Source organism: Nocardioides eburneiflavus, assembly GCF_004785795.1.
Taxonomy (GTDB): Bacteria; Actinomycetota; Actinomycetes; order Propionibacteriales; family Nocardioidaceae; genus Nocardioides; species Nocardioides eburneiflavus.
On sequence record NZ_SRRO01000001.1, the window covers coordinates 4,224,870 to 4,239,756 of the forward strand.

Here is a 14,887-nt window from a genome sequence, read left to right on the forward strand (position 1 = left end):
CCCGATGACGGCCCCGGACCCGGCCGACCCGACCACGACTGCGGCGTGGGCCCGGCTCGCCGGGCTCGCCGAGACGTACGAGCCGGACCTGCGCACGTCCCTCACGCAGTCGTGGGTCGAGCACCAGACCCTGCGTGCGGGCGACCTGCACGTCGACCTGTCGAAGAACCTGTTCGACGACGGGATCGACACCACCCTGCTGCGGCTGGCGGAGGAGGTGGGTGTGCTGGCCCGACGCGATGCGATGCTCGCCGGCGAGCGGATCAACGTCACCGAGGACCGCGCCGTGCTCCACACGGCGCTGCGGCTGCCCGCCGACGCGTCGCTGACGGTCGACGGGCAGGACGTGGTGGCCGACGTGCACGAGGTGCTCGGCCGGGCGTACGCCTTCGCCGAGCGGGTGCGCTCGGGTGACTGGACCGGCGTGACGGGCAAGCGGATCGAGACGGTCGTCAACATCGGCATCGGCGGCTCCGACCTCGGCCCCGTCATGGCCTACGAGGCGCTGGAGCCCTACCGGCAGGAGGGCCTGTCCTGCCGGTTCATCAGCAACATCGATCCGACCGACGCCGGGCAGACGCTGTCCGGCCTCGACCCCGAGACGACGCTCTTCATCGTCTCGAGCAAGACCTTCGGCACCCTCGAGACCCTGACCAACGCGCGCCTGTGCCGCGCGTGGCTGCTGGACCGGCTCCCCGCGGGCGCCGACCCCGCTGCCGCGGTGGCGCAGCACTTCGTCGCGGTGTCGACCGCTCTCGACAAGGTCGCTGACTTCGGCATCGACCCCGACAACGCGTTCGGCTTCTGGGACTGGGTCGGTGGCCGCTACTCGATGGACTCCGCCATCGGCCTGTCCCTGATGGTGGCGATCGGACCGGAGCACTTCGCCGACCTGCTCGCCGGCTTCCACACGATGGACGAGCACTTCCGCACCGCTCCTCCCGCCTCCAACGTGCCGCTCCGGATGGGCCTGCTCAACGTCTGGTACGTCAACTTCCTCGGCGCTCACACCCACGCGGTCCTGCCCTACGCGCAGCTGCTGCACCGGTTCCCCGCCTACCTCCAGCAGCTCACGATGGAGTCCAACGGCAAGAGCGTGCGGTGGGACGGCGAGGCCGTCACGTACGACACCGGCGAGGTGTTCTGGGGGGAGCCGGGCACCAACGGGCAGCACGCGTTCTACCAGCTGATCCACCAGGGAACCCGCCTGGTGCCCGCCGACTTCATCGCCTTCGCGCAGCCGGCGTACGAGCTCAAGGACGGAGACACCGACGTCCACGAGCTCTTCCTCGCCAACTTCTTCGCCCAGACCAAGGCCCTGGCGTTCGGCAGCACCGCCGACGAGGTGCGCGCGGAGGGGGTCGCCGAGGAGCTGGTGTCCGCGCGGACCTTCCCCGGCAACCGGCCCACGACCTCGATCATGGCGCCCGCGCTGACGCCGTCGGTGCTCGGCCAGCTGGTGGCGCTCTACGAGCACATCACCTTCGTCCAGGGCGCGGTGTGGGGCATCGACAGCTTCGACCAGTGGGGCGTCGAGCTCGGCAAGGTCCTCGCGCAGGAGATCGGTCCGGCCGTGACGGGCGACGCCGCCGTCGCTGCCGAGCAGGACCCCTCCACGCAGTCCCTCATCGCCTACTACCGGGAGAACCGAGCACGATGACCTGGACCAATCCGCTGCGCGACCCCCAGGACCGCCGGCTGCCCCGCATCGCCGGCCCGTGCGGGATGGTGCTGTTCGGAGTGACGGGCGACCTGTCGCGCAAGAAGGTCATGCCGGCCATCTACGACCTCGCCAACCGGGGCCTGCTGCCGCCCGGCTTCAGCCTGGTGGGCTTCGCGCGTCGCGACTGGGCCGACCAGGACTTCGCGCAGATCGTGCACGACGCGGTGAAGCAGCACGCGCGTACGCCCTTCCGCGAGGAAGTGTGGCGCCAGCTCGCCGAGGGCTTCCGCTTCGTGCCGGGCGACTTCGACGACGACGCCGCCTTCGACCAGCTGCGCCGCACCGTCGAGGAGCTCGACCAGCTGCGCGGCACCGGCGGCAACATGGCCTTCTACCTCGCGATCCCGCCGTCCTTCTTCGGCACGGTCGTCGGCCAGCTCAAGGAGCACGGGCTCGCCGACCCCGGTCCCGACCAGTGGCGTCGCGTCGTCGTGGAGAAGCCGTTCGGCCACGACCTGGAGTCGGCCCGCGAGCTCAACGAGACCCTCGCGGGCGTCTTCCCCTCGGGCTCGGTGTTCCGCATCGACCACTACCTGGGCAAGGAGACCGTCCAGAACATCCTCGCGATGCGGTTCGCCAACAACATGTTCGAGCCGATCTGGAACGCCAACTACGTCGACCACGTGCAGATCACGATGGCCGAGGACATCGGCATCGGCGGCCGCGCGGGCTACTACGACGGCATCGGCGCGGCGCGCGACGTCATCCAGAACCACCTGCTCCAGCTGATGGCGCTGGTGGCGATGGAGGAGCCCATCTCCTTCGACGCCGAGAGCCTGCGCATCGAGAAGCAGAAGGTCCTCGCCTCGACGATCCTGCCGCCGCGGCTCGACACCACCACCGCCCGCGGTCAGTACGCCGCCGGCTGGGCCGGCGGCGAGAAGGTCAACGGGTTCCTCGACGAGGAGGGCATCAAGAAGACCTCCACCACCGAGACCTTCGCCGCCATCACCGTGCACGTCGAGACCCGACGCTGGGCTGGCGTCCCGTTCTACCTCCGCACCGGCAAGCGCCTCGGTCGCCGTGTCACCGAGGTCGCCGTCGTCTTCAAGCGCGCGCCGCACCTGCCGTTCAGCCAGACCTCGACCGAGGACCTGACCCAGAACGCGCTCGTCATCCGCGTCCAGCCCGACGAGGGCATGACGATGCGGTTCGGGTCGAAGGTGCCGGGCACCGCGATGGAGATCCGCGACGTCAACATGGACTTCGCCTACGGCGGCTCGTTCACCGAGGCCAGTGCCGAGGCCTACGAGCGGCTCATCCTCGACGTGCTGCTGGGCGACCCCCCGCTGTTCCCGCGGCACGAGGAGGTCGAGCTGTCCTGGAAGATCCTCGACCCGGTGATCGCCCACTGGGCCAGGAAGGGCAAGCCGGAGGCGTACGACTCCGGCACGTGGGGACCCGCGTCCGCCGACAGGATGCTGGCCCGCGACGGCCGCACGTGGAGGAGGCCATGACGATGATCGAGCTCACCGACACCAACTCGTCCAAGATCGCCGCGGAGTTCGTGCAGGCGCGCACCCGCGCCGGCAGTCCCGCGATGGGGATGGTGATGACGCTGATCATCGTCGCCCCCGAGGACGACGCCGCCGAGGCGATGGCCGCGGCCAAGCGGGCCTCGCGCGAGCACCCCTCGCGGGTGCTCGGCGTGATCCTGGGCGACGCCCGCGGGTCCGCCCAGGTCAACGCACAGGTCGGCAGCGGCGACGGCTGGGGCGGCGAGACGGCCCTCATCCGGCTCAAGGGCGAGGTCGTCAAGCACGCCGAGTCCGTCGTGCTGCCCCTGCTGCTCCCCGACTCCCCCGTCGCCATCTGGTGGCCGACCTCGGCCCCGGCCGACCCGGCCGCCGACCCGCTCGGCGCCCTCGCCCAGCGCCGCATCACCGACTCCGCCGCCGTCTCCCGCGGGAAGTCCACCGCGATGCTCAACCAGTGCGAGGTGTACGCCCCCGGCAACACCGACCTCAGCTGGACCCGGCTCACGCCGTGGCGGGCGCTGCTGGCCGCCGCCCTCGACCAGCACCCGCTCAAGGTCACCGGGGCGCGGGTCGTCGCCGAGCGGACGAGCCCGAGCGCGGACCTGCTCGTGGCATGGCTCACCGACCGGCTCAAGGTCGACGTGGCCCGGGGCAGCTCGGACGGGCCCGGCATCACGGAGGTCAGCATGGACACCAAGGAGGGCGCCATCCGGATCTCGCGCGCAGACGGACGACTGGCGACCTTCTCCTCGCCCCACCGGCCCGACCGGCCCGTCGCGCTCAAGCGCCGCGAGGTACCGGCCCTGCTCTCGGAGGAGCTGCGCCGCCTCGACGAGGACGACGTGTACGCCCGGGTGGCGGCGCGGCTCGTCAAGCTGAGGAGCGCGAGGTGAACGCCCCCGAGATCCGGCGCCACGACGACGCCGACGTCCTCGTCGGCGACGTCGCCTCGGCGCTGCTCGACCGGATCGAGGCCGCCCAGGCACGCGGCGAGGTCCCGCACATCGGGCTCACCGGCGGCTCGATCGCCGAGGAGCTCCACCGCGAGCTCGCCCGGCGGGCCGCGGACTCGTCGGTCGACTGGTCACGCGTGGCGTTCTGGTGGGGCGACGAGCGCTTCGTGCCGGCCGATTCCCCCGACCGCAACGCGGGCCAGGCACGTGCGTCCCTGCTCGACCACGTCCCGGTCGACCCGGCCAACGTCCACGAGGTGCCCGCCAGCGACAAGGTCGCGACGGCCGAGGACGCAGCCGAGGCGTACGGCACGGCGATGCGCGAGGAGGGCGCCGGGTTCTTCGAAGTACTGATGCTCGGCATCGGCCCCGACGGCCACTGCGCCTCGCTCTTCCCCGGCCACCCTGCCCTCGACGCCCGTGACGCGATCGCCGTCGCGGTGCACGACTCCCCCAAGCCGCCGCCGGACAGGGTGAGCCTCACCTTCGAGGCGATGGAGCGCTGCCGTGCCGTCTGGTTCATCGCGAGCGGCGAGGGCAAGGCCGAGGCGGTCGCGCGTGCGCTCGCGGAGGACGGCACCGTGGCCGAGACGCCCGCCCGCGGCGTACGCGGTGACGAGACCGTCTGGTGGCTCGACGAGGCAGCCGCCTCCGCCCTCTGACCACGCGCGCCGAGTAGGCGCGTCCTGACGCCAGCGCCACGCCGAGTCGGCGCATCCTGACGCCAGCGCCACGCCGAGTCGGCGCATCCTCAGCCCGTACGGCAGCCCCCGGCGTACTTGTCCACAGGTGATGGCACGCCACGGGTGGCGCGGACGCACACGGGGAATCAGTCAGGCCATGCGGACTACACGATGGCTCCAGCTGCCCCACCTCGACGACACCTTCCCCTTGCCGCTCGACGGGCCCTTCACCACCCAGGACGCGGTGCGCGCCGGCGTCACGCCGCGCGAGCTGACCCTCCTCACCAGGCAGGGTCTCCTGCGCGCGCCGATCAAGGGCGTACACGTCGCCGCGCAGGTGCCGGACGACACGGCCCATAGGCTCGCCTGCTTGGCACTCGTCACGCCACCGGACGCGATCGTGGTCGACCGCCATGCGGGTTGGGCCCAGGGCGCCACCATGGTGCTGCATCCCAATGAGCACCTGGAGGCCCAGCCGATCGCCATGTTCCTGCCCCACGGGCGCGGCCGGCTCCGCAACAAGCTGGTCGAGAGTGGCGAGCGCACCTTCCGCGACAGCGACCTGACCGTCGTCGGCGGCATCAGGATGACGACGCCACTCCGGACGGCGCTCGACCTGGGTCGCCAGCGCTGGCCCGAGCCGGCCCTGACGGCCTTGGACGCCCTCCACCGACTGGGTGCGTTCAGCGTCGAGGAGCTCGTGGCGGAGGTCGGGCGCTTCGATGGCATGCGTTGGGTGAGGACGCTTCGTCACGTGGCCCCGCACACCGACGGGCGGGCGCAGTCCGGTGGGGAGACGGTCGTGCGCTGGCGCTGGAAACACCTGCCGGTGCCGCCGCCGGAGCCACAGGTCGAGGTGAGGTGCGACGGCCGGCTGGCCTTCGTGGACGTCGGCAACGCTGGACTCCGCTTCGGGGTCGAGTTCCAGGGCCTCGAATGGCACACGGGTGAGCGCGAGAAGGACGACGAGACGCGCTTCACGTGGTTGCACGAGGATGCCGACTGGATCCTCGAACCGGTCTGGACGGCGGACGTCTACTGCCGCAATTCTCGCCTTGACGAGATCATCTTCGACGGCGTGCGCCGCGCCCGTCACCGCCCTGCTGCATGACAGGACGCGCCCACTCGGCGGGACCTGCGCGTCAGGACGCGCCCACTCGGCGGGGTCAGAAGATGATCTCGCCGGCCTTGCGGCGGCTGCGCAGGAGGGCGACGGCCTCGTCGAGGATGTCGGCGGCCTCGGTCTCGCTGCGACGCTCCTTCACGTAGGCGAGGTGCGTCTTGTAGGGCTCGATCTTCGGCGCGGGCGGAGGGTTCTCGCTGTCGAGGCTGGCGGGGAGGCCGCACTTCGGGCAGTCCCACGAGTCGGGCACGGCGGCCTCGATCGCGAAGGTCACCACCGAGCGGTGGTCATGGCTGCAGAAGTAGGTGACGGTCTGCCGCGGCGCGGCATCACCGCGCTCCGCCTCACCCATCGGACCGGCTCCGACCCGGCTTCCGCGGATCGCGTTACCAGCACCAGCCATGACGACTCCTTCTCAGAAACGCTCAGGGGGATGATCAGTTGCCCTGGTAGGCCATGAGCAGGCCCAGGGCGATGATGCAGGCAAACCAGATGACGCCGACCCCGACCGTGAAGCGGTCCAGGTTGCGCTCAGCCACCGACGATCCCCCCAGGCTGCTGGACACGCCGCCGCCGAACATGTCGGACAAGCCGCCACCTCGCCCCTTGTGGAGGAGGACCAGCAGGATCTGAATCGCGCTCGTGGTGACGAGCAGGATGGTGAAGAGCAGAATCACGGTCGGAAGCCTACGTCACGTCTCGCGGGAACCGGCCAGCGCCTCACGGCACCGGCCCGGAAAGGTCGGGCAACGAGTAGAAGCGGCAGATCCCGCCGAACTCGTCGACCTGCAGGCTGGCCCCCCCGACGAGGCACCCGTCGACGTCGGCCTTCTCCATGATCCCGCCCACGTTGGCGGCCTTGACGGACCCGCCGTAGAGGATCCGGAGGCTGTCGGCCGCGCCGTCGCCGTGCACCTCGCGCACGCGCTCGCGGATGGCCGCGCAGACCTCCTGCGCGTCGTCGGGGGTCGCCACCTCGCCGGTGCCGATGGCCCACACGGGCTCGTACGCGACCACGAGGCCCGCGACCTGCTCGGCGGTGAAGCCGTCGAGCGAACCGTCGACCTGCGAGAGCGTGAACGAGACGTGCTCGCCGGCCTGGCGGGTGTCGAGGCCCTCCCCGACGCACACGATCGGCGTCATGCCGGCGTGGAGTGCCTGGTGTGCCTTGGCGTTGACCAGCTCGTCGGACTCGTTGTGGTACATCCGGCGCTCGCTGTGGCCGACGACGACGTAGGAGCAGCCCAGCTTGGACAGCATCCCGGCCGTGATCTCGCCGGTGTAGGCGCCGCCGTCGTGCACCGAGACGTCCTGGGCGCCGTAGCGGATCGACAACCGGTCGCCGTCGACCAGGGTCTGCACCGACCTGAGGTCGGTGAACGGCGGCACGACGACGACCTCGACCTTGCCGTAGTCGTGCTTCTTGTCCGACAGCGTCCAGGCGAGCTTCTGGACCAGCACCACCGCTTCCTGGTGGTTGAGGTTGGCCTTCCAGTTGCCGGCCATCAGGGGTGTGCGCGCCATGGTGTTCAGTCCCTCTCCAGTACGGCGATGCCCGGGAGCTCCTTGCCCTCCAGGAACTCCAGCGACGCGCCACCGCCGGTGGAGATGTGGCCGAACGCGGCCTCGTCGAAGCCCAGCTGGCGCACGGCCGCGGCCGAGTCGCCACCGCCGACGACCGAGAGGCCGTCGACCTTGGTGAGGGCCTCGGCGACGGCACGGGTGCCGCCCGCGAAGGCGTCGACCTCGAACACGCCCATCGGCCCGTTCCAGAACACTGTCCGCGCGTCGGCGAGCTCCGCAGCGAACGCAGCAGCCGACTCGGGGCCGATGTCGAGGCCGAGGGCATCGGCCGGGATCTCGGAGGCCCATACGACGGTGGGCTCGGGCTCGCGGTCGCCCGACGGGAACGCCGTGTCGACCACGACGTCGGTCGGGAGGACGATCTCGACGCCCCGGTCCGCCGCCTCGGTCAGGTAGCGGGTGCAGGTGTCGAGCTGGTCGGCCTCGAGCAGGCTCTTGCCGACCTCGTGGCCCTGGGCCTTGAGGAAGGTGAAGACCATCCCGCCGCCGATCAGCAGCTTGTCGGCCTTGTCGATGAGGTTGTCGATCACGCCGAGCTTGTCGGAGACCTTCGACCCGCCGAGGACGACGACGTAGGGCCTGTCGGGGTGCTCGGTGAGTCGGCGCAGCACGTCGACCTCGGAGGCCACCAGGCCGCCCATCGCCGACGGCAGCCGCAGCGCGACGTCGTAGACGCTCGCCTGCTTGCGGTGCACCACGCCGAAGCCGTCGGAGACGAAGGCGTCGGCGAGCTGGGCGAGCTGGTCGGCGAACGCGCCGCGCACGGCGTCGTCCTTGCTGGTCTCGCCGTCGTTGAAGCGGACGTTCTCGAGGACGGCGACGTCGCCGTCCCCGAGCGCGGCCACGGCCTCCGTGGCGCCGGCGCCCACGGTGTCGGTGGCGAACGCCACCGGGCGTCCGAGCAGCTCCGCGAGCCGCTCGGAGACGGGCCGGAGCGAGTACGCCGGGTCGGGCGAGCCCTTCGGGCGGCCCAGGTGGGCGGTGACGACCACCCGGGCGCCCGCGTCGGACAGCTGCTTGATCGTGGGGACGCTCGCGCGGATCCGGCCGTCGTCGGTGATGAGGGTGCCGTCGAGGGGCACGTTGAGGTCCGAGCGGACCAGCACGCGCTTGCCCCTCAGGTCACCGAGCGAGTCAATGCCTGCGGTCGTGTCGCTCATCGCCGTCAGAGCGAGGAGCCGACGTGCGTGATCAGGTCGGCGAGGCGGTTGGAGTAGCCCCACTCGTTGTCGTACCAGCCGAGGACCTTGACCTGGTTGCCGATGACCTTGGTCAGGGGGGCGTCGAAGATGCACGAGGCGGGGTCGGTCACGATGTCGGTGGAGACGATCGGGTCGGTCGAGTAGCGCAGGAAGCGGCCGTCGGCGGCCGCCTTGACGATCTCGTTGACCTCGTCGACCGACGTCTCGCGCGAGGCCTCGAAGGTCAGGTCGGTGGCCGAGCCGGTCGGCACCGGGACGCGCATCGCGTAGCCGTCGAGCTTGCCCTTGAGCTCCGGCAGCACCAGGCCGATGGCCTTCGCGGCACCGGTGGACGTCGGCACCATGTTGAGGGCCGCGGCGCGGGCGCGGCGCGGGTCCTTGTGGATGTTGTCCTGGAGGTTCTGGTCGGCGGTGTAGGCGTGGATCGTCGTCATCAGGCCCTTGTTGATGCCGAGGCCGTCGTGGAGCGCCTTCGCCATGGGTGCCAGGCAGTTGGTGGTGCAGGAGGCGTTGGAGATGACCGTGTGCGCGGACGGGTCGTAGAGGTCGTGGTTGACGCCCATCACGATCGTGATGTCCTCGTTGGAGGCGGGCGCGGAGATGATGACCTTCTTGGCGCCGGCGTCGACGTGGGCCCTGGCCTTGGTCGCGTCGGTGAAGAAGCCGGTGGACTCGACGACGACGTCGACACCGAGGTCGCCCCACGACAGGTTGGCCGGGTCGCGCTCGGCGGAGACCGCGATCTTCTGGTCGCCGACCATGATCGAGGTGTCGTCGCTCGACACGTCGGCGTCGAGGCGGCCGAGGATCGAGTCGTACTTGAGCAGGTGCGCCAGCGAGGCGTTGTCGGTGAGGTCGTTGACGCCGACGATCTCGATGTCGGCGCCCGACGCGCGCACGGCGCGGAAGAAGTTGCGGCCGATGCGGCCGAAGCCGTTGATGCCTACGCGAACGGTCATGGTGGATGTCTCCTTCGGATGGGGCCTTCGGTGACCCCGTCGACGATCTGGCCTTCGGTGACCGGTTCCGACCCTATCGGGTGACGGACGGGGGTCCACCCGCAGTCTCCCGCGGTACGGACCGGTAACGTTGGAACGATCCAAGCCTCGGGACGCAGAACCCCGGCCGCATCCGGCGGGACGACTCCGGGCAGGGCCGTCAGGCGTCCTCGGCGAGCATCTCCGGGGTCAGCGACGCCTCGGTGTCGGGGATGTTGAGCTCTTCGGCGCGCTTGTCGGCCATCGCGAGCAGCCGGCGGATCCGGCCGGCGATCGCGTCCTTGGTGAGAACCGGGTCGTGCAGCTGCCCGAGCTCCTCGAGCGAGGCCTGCTTGTGCTCGAGCCGGAGGTGGCCGGCCTGGCGCAGGTGGTCGGGGATCTCCTCGCCGAGGATCTCCAGTGCCCGGTCCACCCGAGCACCCGCGGCGACGGCGGCGCGGGCCGAGCGCCGCAGGTTGGCGTCGTCGAAGTTCGCGAGACGGTTGGCCGTGGCGCGGACCTCGCGCCGCATCCGCCGCTCCTCCCACGCCATCAGGGACTCGTGGGCGCCGAGGCGGGTCAGCAGGGCGCCGATCGCGTCGCCGTCACGGATCACGACCCGGTCGACGCCGCGCACCTCGCGCGCCTTGGCGGAGATCCCGAGGCGGCGGGCCACCCCGACGATCGCGAGGGCGGCCTCCGGACCGGGGCAGGTGATCTCCAGGGAGGAGGACCGGCCGGGCTCGGTGAGCGAGCCGTGGGCGAGGAAGGCGCCGCGCCACGCGGCCACGGCGTCACAGCCGCCCCCGCTGACGACGGCGGGCGGGAGGCCTCGTACGGGGCGGCCGCGCTGGTCGAGCAGGCCCGTCTGACGCGCCAGTGCCTCGCCGTCCTTGGTGACGCGCACGATGTAGCGGCTCCCCTTGCGGATGCCGTTGCCCTGCACCATCACCACGTCGGAGGGGTGGCCGTAGACCTCGGCGATGTCCTTGCGGAGCCTGCGGGCGGCCGCACCGGTGTCGAGCTCTGCCTCCACGACGATGCGTCCGCTCACGATGTGGAGGCCGCCGGCGAAGCGGAGCATGGAGGCCACCTCGGCCTTGCGGCAGCAGGTCTTGGTGATCTGGGTGGAGGCGAGCTCTGCCTTCACCTGTGCCGTCATAGCCATGGGGCGAATCCTGCCATGAGGGTCAACGACTCTCGACGCGTTCGGCCCCACCTCCCCCGCACGGGTGATTCACGCCTCGTCGACGATGCGCCGGAACGCCTCGGCCAGCCGGTCGGGGTCGTGGCGCGGCTCCCCCGGCACGGCGATGTCCGCGACGACGAGGCGGGCGCCCCGGTCGGCGACGTCCTTCTCCAGCCGGGCGTGGTCGTCGGCGAGCGCCGAGGAGTCGACGAGGACGGCGTGGACGGTGAGGTCCGGGGCGTGCTCGAACAGGGCCGCGAGGTGGTCGGCCGGGCCGAAGCCGGTCGTCTCCCCCGCCTGGGCCTCGAGGTTGAGGACGACGACGAGGCGCCCGTTCGTCTCGGCCAGCGCCCGGCGCAGGCCCGGCACCATGAGGTGCGGGATCACCGAGCTGAACCACGAGCCGGGGCCGAGCACGACCCACTCCGCCGCGAGGACCGCGTCGACCGCCTCCGTGCACGCCTGCGGATCCTCGGGGACCAGCGCGACGGACTCGATGCGGCCCTCGGTGGTGGCCACCTCGACCTGGCCCCGTACGAGGGTGACCTCGTCCGGCGCGCCGGCATCGGCGCCGCGCACCCGGGCGGTGATGTCCATCGGCGTCGTCGCCATCGGCAGCACGCGGCCGTGCGCCCCCAGCAGCCGGCCGACCCAGTCCAGCGCCCGCACGTGGTCGCCCATCAGCTCCCACAGCCCCACGATGAGGAGGTTGCCGATGACGTGGCCGTTCATGTCTCCCTGCCCGGCGAAGCGGTGCTGGATCACGTCGGCCCACGTGCGGCCCCACTCGTCGTCACCGCACAGGGCGGCGAGCGCCATGCGCAGGTCGCCCGGGGGCAGCACGCCGAACTCGCCGCGCAGCCGTCCCGACGAGCCGCCGTTGTCGGCGACCGTGACGACGGCGGTGAGGTCGTCGATCGTCAGGTCGTCGTGGAGCCGGCGCAGCGCCGACAGCGTGGCGAACAGGCCGTGCCCCCCGCCGAGGGCCACCGCGGCCTGCGCGGTGTCGCGCGCCACGTCATTCCCTGCCGAGGTCGCGGTGTGCGGTGCTGACGTCGTAGCCGGCATCGCGCAGCAGCCCCGCGATCGCCTCCGTCATCGCCACGCTGCGGTGCTTGCCACCGGTGCAGCCGACGGCCACCTGCATGAACCTCTTGCCCTCGGCGAGATAGCCCTCGGCGACGGTGCGCAGCACGGGGAGGTACTGCTCGAGGAACTGCCCGGCACCGGGCTGGGAGAGCACGTACGCCGACACGTCGGGGTCGCGACCGTTCTGGGGGCGGAGCTCGGGGATCCAGTGCGGGTTGGGCAGGAACCGCATGTCGGCCACCCAGTCGGCGTCGACGGGGATGCCGTACTTGAAGCCGAAGCTGATCACCGTGACCTTGAGCCGCGTCGAGGCGGCGGTGCCGAACAGCTCGGCGATGCGGTCCTGGAGCTGGTGGACGTTGAAGTTGGACGTGTCGAGCAGGACGTCGGCGTCACCGCGGAGGTCGGCCATCACCCCGCGCTCGCGCTGCAGGCCGTGCAGCAGCCGGCCCCCGCCCTGGAGCGGGTGCGGTCGTCGCGCGGCCTCCTGACGGCGTACGAGGACCTCGTCGGTGGCCTCGAGGAACAGCAGCGTGGTCGGCCGGCCCGTGACCTGCTGGTGGCGGTTGGCCTGGAGGGAGTCGAAGAACGAGCCCGAGCGGACGTCGACGACGACGGCGATGGGCTGGTGGATGCCGCGGCTGTCGTCGACGAGCCGCACCACGTCTCGCACGAGGGTCGGCGGGAGGTTGTCGACCACGAAGTAGCCGAGGTCCTCGAGCTCCTTGGCCGCGGTGCTGCGACCAGCACCCGTCATGCCCGTCACGATCACCAGCTCGCCGGGGGTCGGCTCGTTCGTCAGGGACATGCCCTAGTCCTCCATGCTGTGTCTACTCATCATCAGAGATGATCTCGCCGGTGGCGGTGTTGATCGTCGGCGCCTTGGGTGAAGTCTTGCGGGTTGCGTCGGCCTTCGCGACCGCGTCCTTGATGGCCGTGGCGGTGCGGGGGCCGATCCCGGGGACGAGGGAGATCTCGTCCACTGCGGCCTCGCGCAGCTTCTTGAGCGACCCGAAGTGCTTGAGGAGCGTCTTGCGCCGCACCTCGCCGAGCCCCGGGACGTCGTCGAGCGTGCTCTCGACCATGGACTTGGACCGGCGGTTGCGGTGGTGCGTGATGGCGAAGCGGTGCGCCTCGTCGCGGATGCGCTGGAGGAGGTAGAGGCCCTCGCTGGTGCGCGCCATGATCACCGGGTCCTCCTCGCCCGGCAACCACACCTCCTCGAGCCGCTTGGCCAGCCCGCAGACCGGGACGTCGGTGACGCCCAGCTCGGCGAGCGCCTGCTGGGCCGCGGCCACCTGCGGCGGGCCGCCGTCGACGACGACCAGCGAGGGGGCGTACGCGAACTTCCGCGGCCGGCCTGTGTCCGGATCGACGAGCATCGGACCTGACGACGGTTGGCCAGGCGGCTCCGCTTGCGGAGCATCCTGGCCAGCCGGAGGAGCCGCCTGAACCTCCATGCCGTTCTTGCTCTGCTCGTCGAGCAACCGCCTGAACCGCCGCGTGATCACCTCGTGCATCGAGGCGACGTCGTTCTGGCCGTCGACGCCGCGGATCACGAAGCGGCGGTACTCGGACTTGCGGGGCAGGCCGTCCTCGAAGACGACCATCGAGGCGACCACCTCGGTGCCCTGGAGGTTGGACACGTCGTAGCACTCGATGCGCAGCGGCACCTCGTCGAGCCCGAGCGACTGCTGGATCTCCTCGAGGGCCCGGTTGCGGGTGGTCAGGTCGCTGGCCCGCTTGGTCTTGTGGAGCGCGAGCGCCTGTGCGGCGTTGCTCGCCACGGTCTCCTGCAGGTCGCGCTTGTCGCCGCGCTGGGGCACCCGGATGGCGACCCGGCTGCCGCGCCGCTCGCCGAGCAGCTCCTCCATCACGGTGTGGTCGGGCGGCAGCGCCGGCACGAGCACCTCCCGCGGGATGGTGTCGCCGGCGTCGGGGTCGGCGCCGCCGTAGAGCTGGAGCAGGAACTCCTGGACGAGCCCCGCGGTGTCGCTGTCGTCCGAACGGTCGGCCACCCAGCCCCGCTGGCCGCGGATCCGCCCGCCCCGGACGTAGAAGATCTGGACGGCGACCTCGAGCGGGTCCTCCGCCAGCGCGATCACGTCGGCGTCGGTGCCGTCGCCGAGCACGACCGCCTGCTTCTCGAGGGCCTTGGTCAGGGCGCCGAGGTCGTCGCGCAACCGCGCGGCCTTCTCGAAGTCGAGCTCCTCGGAGGCGGCGTACATCTCGCGCTCGACCCGCTTGACGAAGGCGGTGGTGTTGCCACCCATGAAGTCGCAGAAGTCGTCGACGATCTCGCGGTGCTCCTCGGGCGTGACGTTGCCGACGCACGGGGCCGCGCACTTGTCGATGTAGCCGAGGAGGCAGGGTCGGCCGATCTGGGCGGAGCGCTTGAAGACCCCGTTGCTGCACGAGCGCATCGGGAAGACCCGCAGCAGCAGGTCGACGGTCTCGCGGATCGCCCAGGCGTGGCTGTAGGGTCCGAAGTAGCGGGTGCCCTTGCGCTTGGCGCCGCGCCCGACCATCACCCGCGGGAACTCGTCACCCACCGTGACCGCGAGCCAGGGGTAGGACTTGTCGTCGCGGTACTTGACGTTGAAGCGGGGGTCGAACTCCTTGATCCAGCTGTACTCGAGCTGGAGCGCCTCGACCTCGGTGTCGACGACCGTCCACTCGACGCTCGCGCCGGTCGTGACCATCGTGGCCGTGCGCGGGTGGAGGTTGCCGATGTCCTGGAAGTAGGACGAGAGCCTCGGGCGCAGGCTCTTGGCCTTGCCGACGTAGATCACGCGACCCTTGGCGTCGCGGAAGCGGTAGACCCCCGGCTTGGTCGGGATCGACCCCGGCGCGGGTCGGTAGGAGCTCAGCGTGGCCACCCGTCAA

14 protein-coding genes are annotated in these 14,887 nt (G+C 71.1%); 5 read left to right on the top strand and 9 right to left on the bottom strand.

The features are described 5' to 3' along the window. Nucleotides 1-4 precede the first annotated feature (4 nt). The 5 genes from pgi (at nt 5) to EXE59_RS19835 (ending at nt 5,948) form a co-directional block, all read left to right on the top strand. Nucleotides 5-1,660: a glucose-6-phosphate isomerase gene (gene pgi, locus EXE59_RS19815; RefSeq protein ID WP_135840434.1), complete on the top strand. Its 1,656-nt coding sequence runs from the start codon at nt 5-7 to the stop codon at nt 1,658-1,660. Further along, nucleotides 1,657-3,180, top strand: a complete 1,524-nt coding sequence (gene zwf / locus EXE59_RS19820) for a glucose-6-phosphate dehydrogenase (protein ID WP_135840435.1) — start codon at nt 1,657-1,659, stop codon at nt 3,178-3,180. The genes pgi and zwf overlap by 4 nt, the downstream gene beginning before the upstream one ends. Further along, nucleotides 3,177-4,094 carry a glucose-6-phosphate dehydrogenase assembly protein OpcA gene (locus tag EXE59_RS19825; protein WP_246056928.1) on the top strand — a complete coding sequence of 306 codons (918 nt, stop codon included), beginning with the start codon at nt 3,177-3,179 and terminating at the stop codon, nt 4,092-4,094. The genes zwf and EXE59_RS19825 overlap by 4 nt, the downstream gene beginning before the upstream one ends. Continuing rightward, nucleotides 4,091-4,816, top strand: a complete 726-nt coding sequence (gene pgl / locus EXE59_RS19830; RefSeq protein ID WP_135840436.1) for a 6-phosphogluconolactonase — start codon at nt 4,091-4,093, stop codon at nt 4,814-4,816. Before EXE59_RS19825 ends, pgl begins: the two co-directional genes overlap by 4 nt. Nucleotides 4,817-4,994: 178 nt before the next feature. Continuing rightward, nucleotides 4,995-5,948: a type IV toxin-antitoxin system AbiEi family antitoxin domain-containing protein gene (locus EXE59_RS19835; protein WP_135840437.1), complete on the top strand. Its 954-nt coding sequence runs from the start codon at nt 4,995-4,997 to the stop codon at nt 5,946-5,948. 55 nt (nt 5,949-6,003) lie between these two features. Here the strand turns inward: EXE59_RS19835 and EXE59_RS19840 are convergent, their stop codons facing one another. The 9 genes from EXE59_RS19840 to uvrC form a co-directional block, all read right to left on the bottom strand. Then, complete coding sequence (locus EXE59_RS19840) at nt 6,004-6,363, bottom strand: RNA polymerase-binding protein RbpA (protein WP_129454445.1); 360 nt, start codon at nt 6,361-6,363, stop codon at nt 6,004-6,006. 34 nt (nt 6,364-6,397) lie between these two features. Beyond that, a complete protein-coding gene (gene secG, locus EXE59_RS19845) occupies nt 6,398-6,637 on the bottom strand; it encodes a preprotein translocase subunit SecG (RefSeq protein WP_135840438.1) in 240 nt (79 codons plus the stop codon). A 43-nt stretch (nt 6,638-6,680) separates the two neighbouring features. After that, nucleotides 6,681-7,484: a triose-phosphate isomerase gene (tpiA, locus tag EXE59_RS19850; RefSeq protein WP_135840439.1), complete on the bottom strand. Its 804-nt coding sequence runs from the start codon at nt 7,482-7,484 to the stop codon at nt 6,681-6,683. 5 nt (nt 7,485-7,489) lie between these two features. Further along, nucleotides 7,490-8,704, bottom strand: a complete 1,215-nt coding sequence (locus EXE59_RS19855; RefSeq protein ID WP_135840440.1) for a phosphoglycerate kinase — start codon at nt 8,702-8,704, stop codon at nt 7,490-7,492. 5 nt (nt 8,705-8,709) lie between these two features. Beyond that, nucleotides 8,710-9,705, bottom strand: coding sequence for a type I glyceraldehyde-3-phosphate dehydrogenase (gene gap, locus EXE59_RS19860; protein WP_135840441.1), 996 nt, complete (start codon nt 9,703-9,705; stop codon nt 8,710-8,712). 199 nt (nt 9,706-9,904) lie between these two features. Then, a complete protein-coding gene (gene whiA, locus EXE59_RS19865) occupies nt 9,905-10,891 on the bottom strand; it encodes a DNA-binding protein WhiA (RefSeq protein WP_135840442.1) in 987 nt (328 codons plus the stop codon). A gap of 69 nt (nt 10,892-10,960) precedes the next feature. Beyond that, a complete protein-coding gene (locus EXE59_RS19870) occupies nt 10,961-11,929 on the bottom strand; it encodes a gluconeogenesis factor YvcK family protein (RefSeq protein ID WP_246056930.1) in 969 nt (322 codons plus the stop codon). A 1-nt stretch (nt 11,930) separates the two neighbouring features. Next, on the bottom strand, nt 11,931-12,809 hold the full coding sequence (gene rapZ / locus EXE59_RS19875; protein ID WP_135840444.1) for an RNase adapter RapZ: 879 nt from the start codon (nt 12,807-12,809) through the stop codon (nt 11,931-11,933). 22 nt (nt 12,810-12,831) lie between these two features. After that, nucleotides 12,832-14,880: an excinuclease ABC subunit UvrC gene (gene uvrC / locus EXE59_RS19880; protein WP_135840445.1), complete on the bottom strand. Its 2,049-nt coding sequence runs from the start codon at nt 14,878-14,880 to the stop codon at nt 12,832-12,834. Nucleotides 14,881-14,887 lie beyond the last annotated feature (7 nt).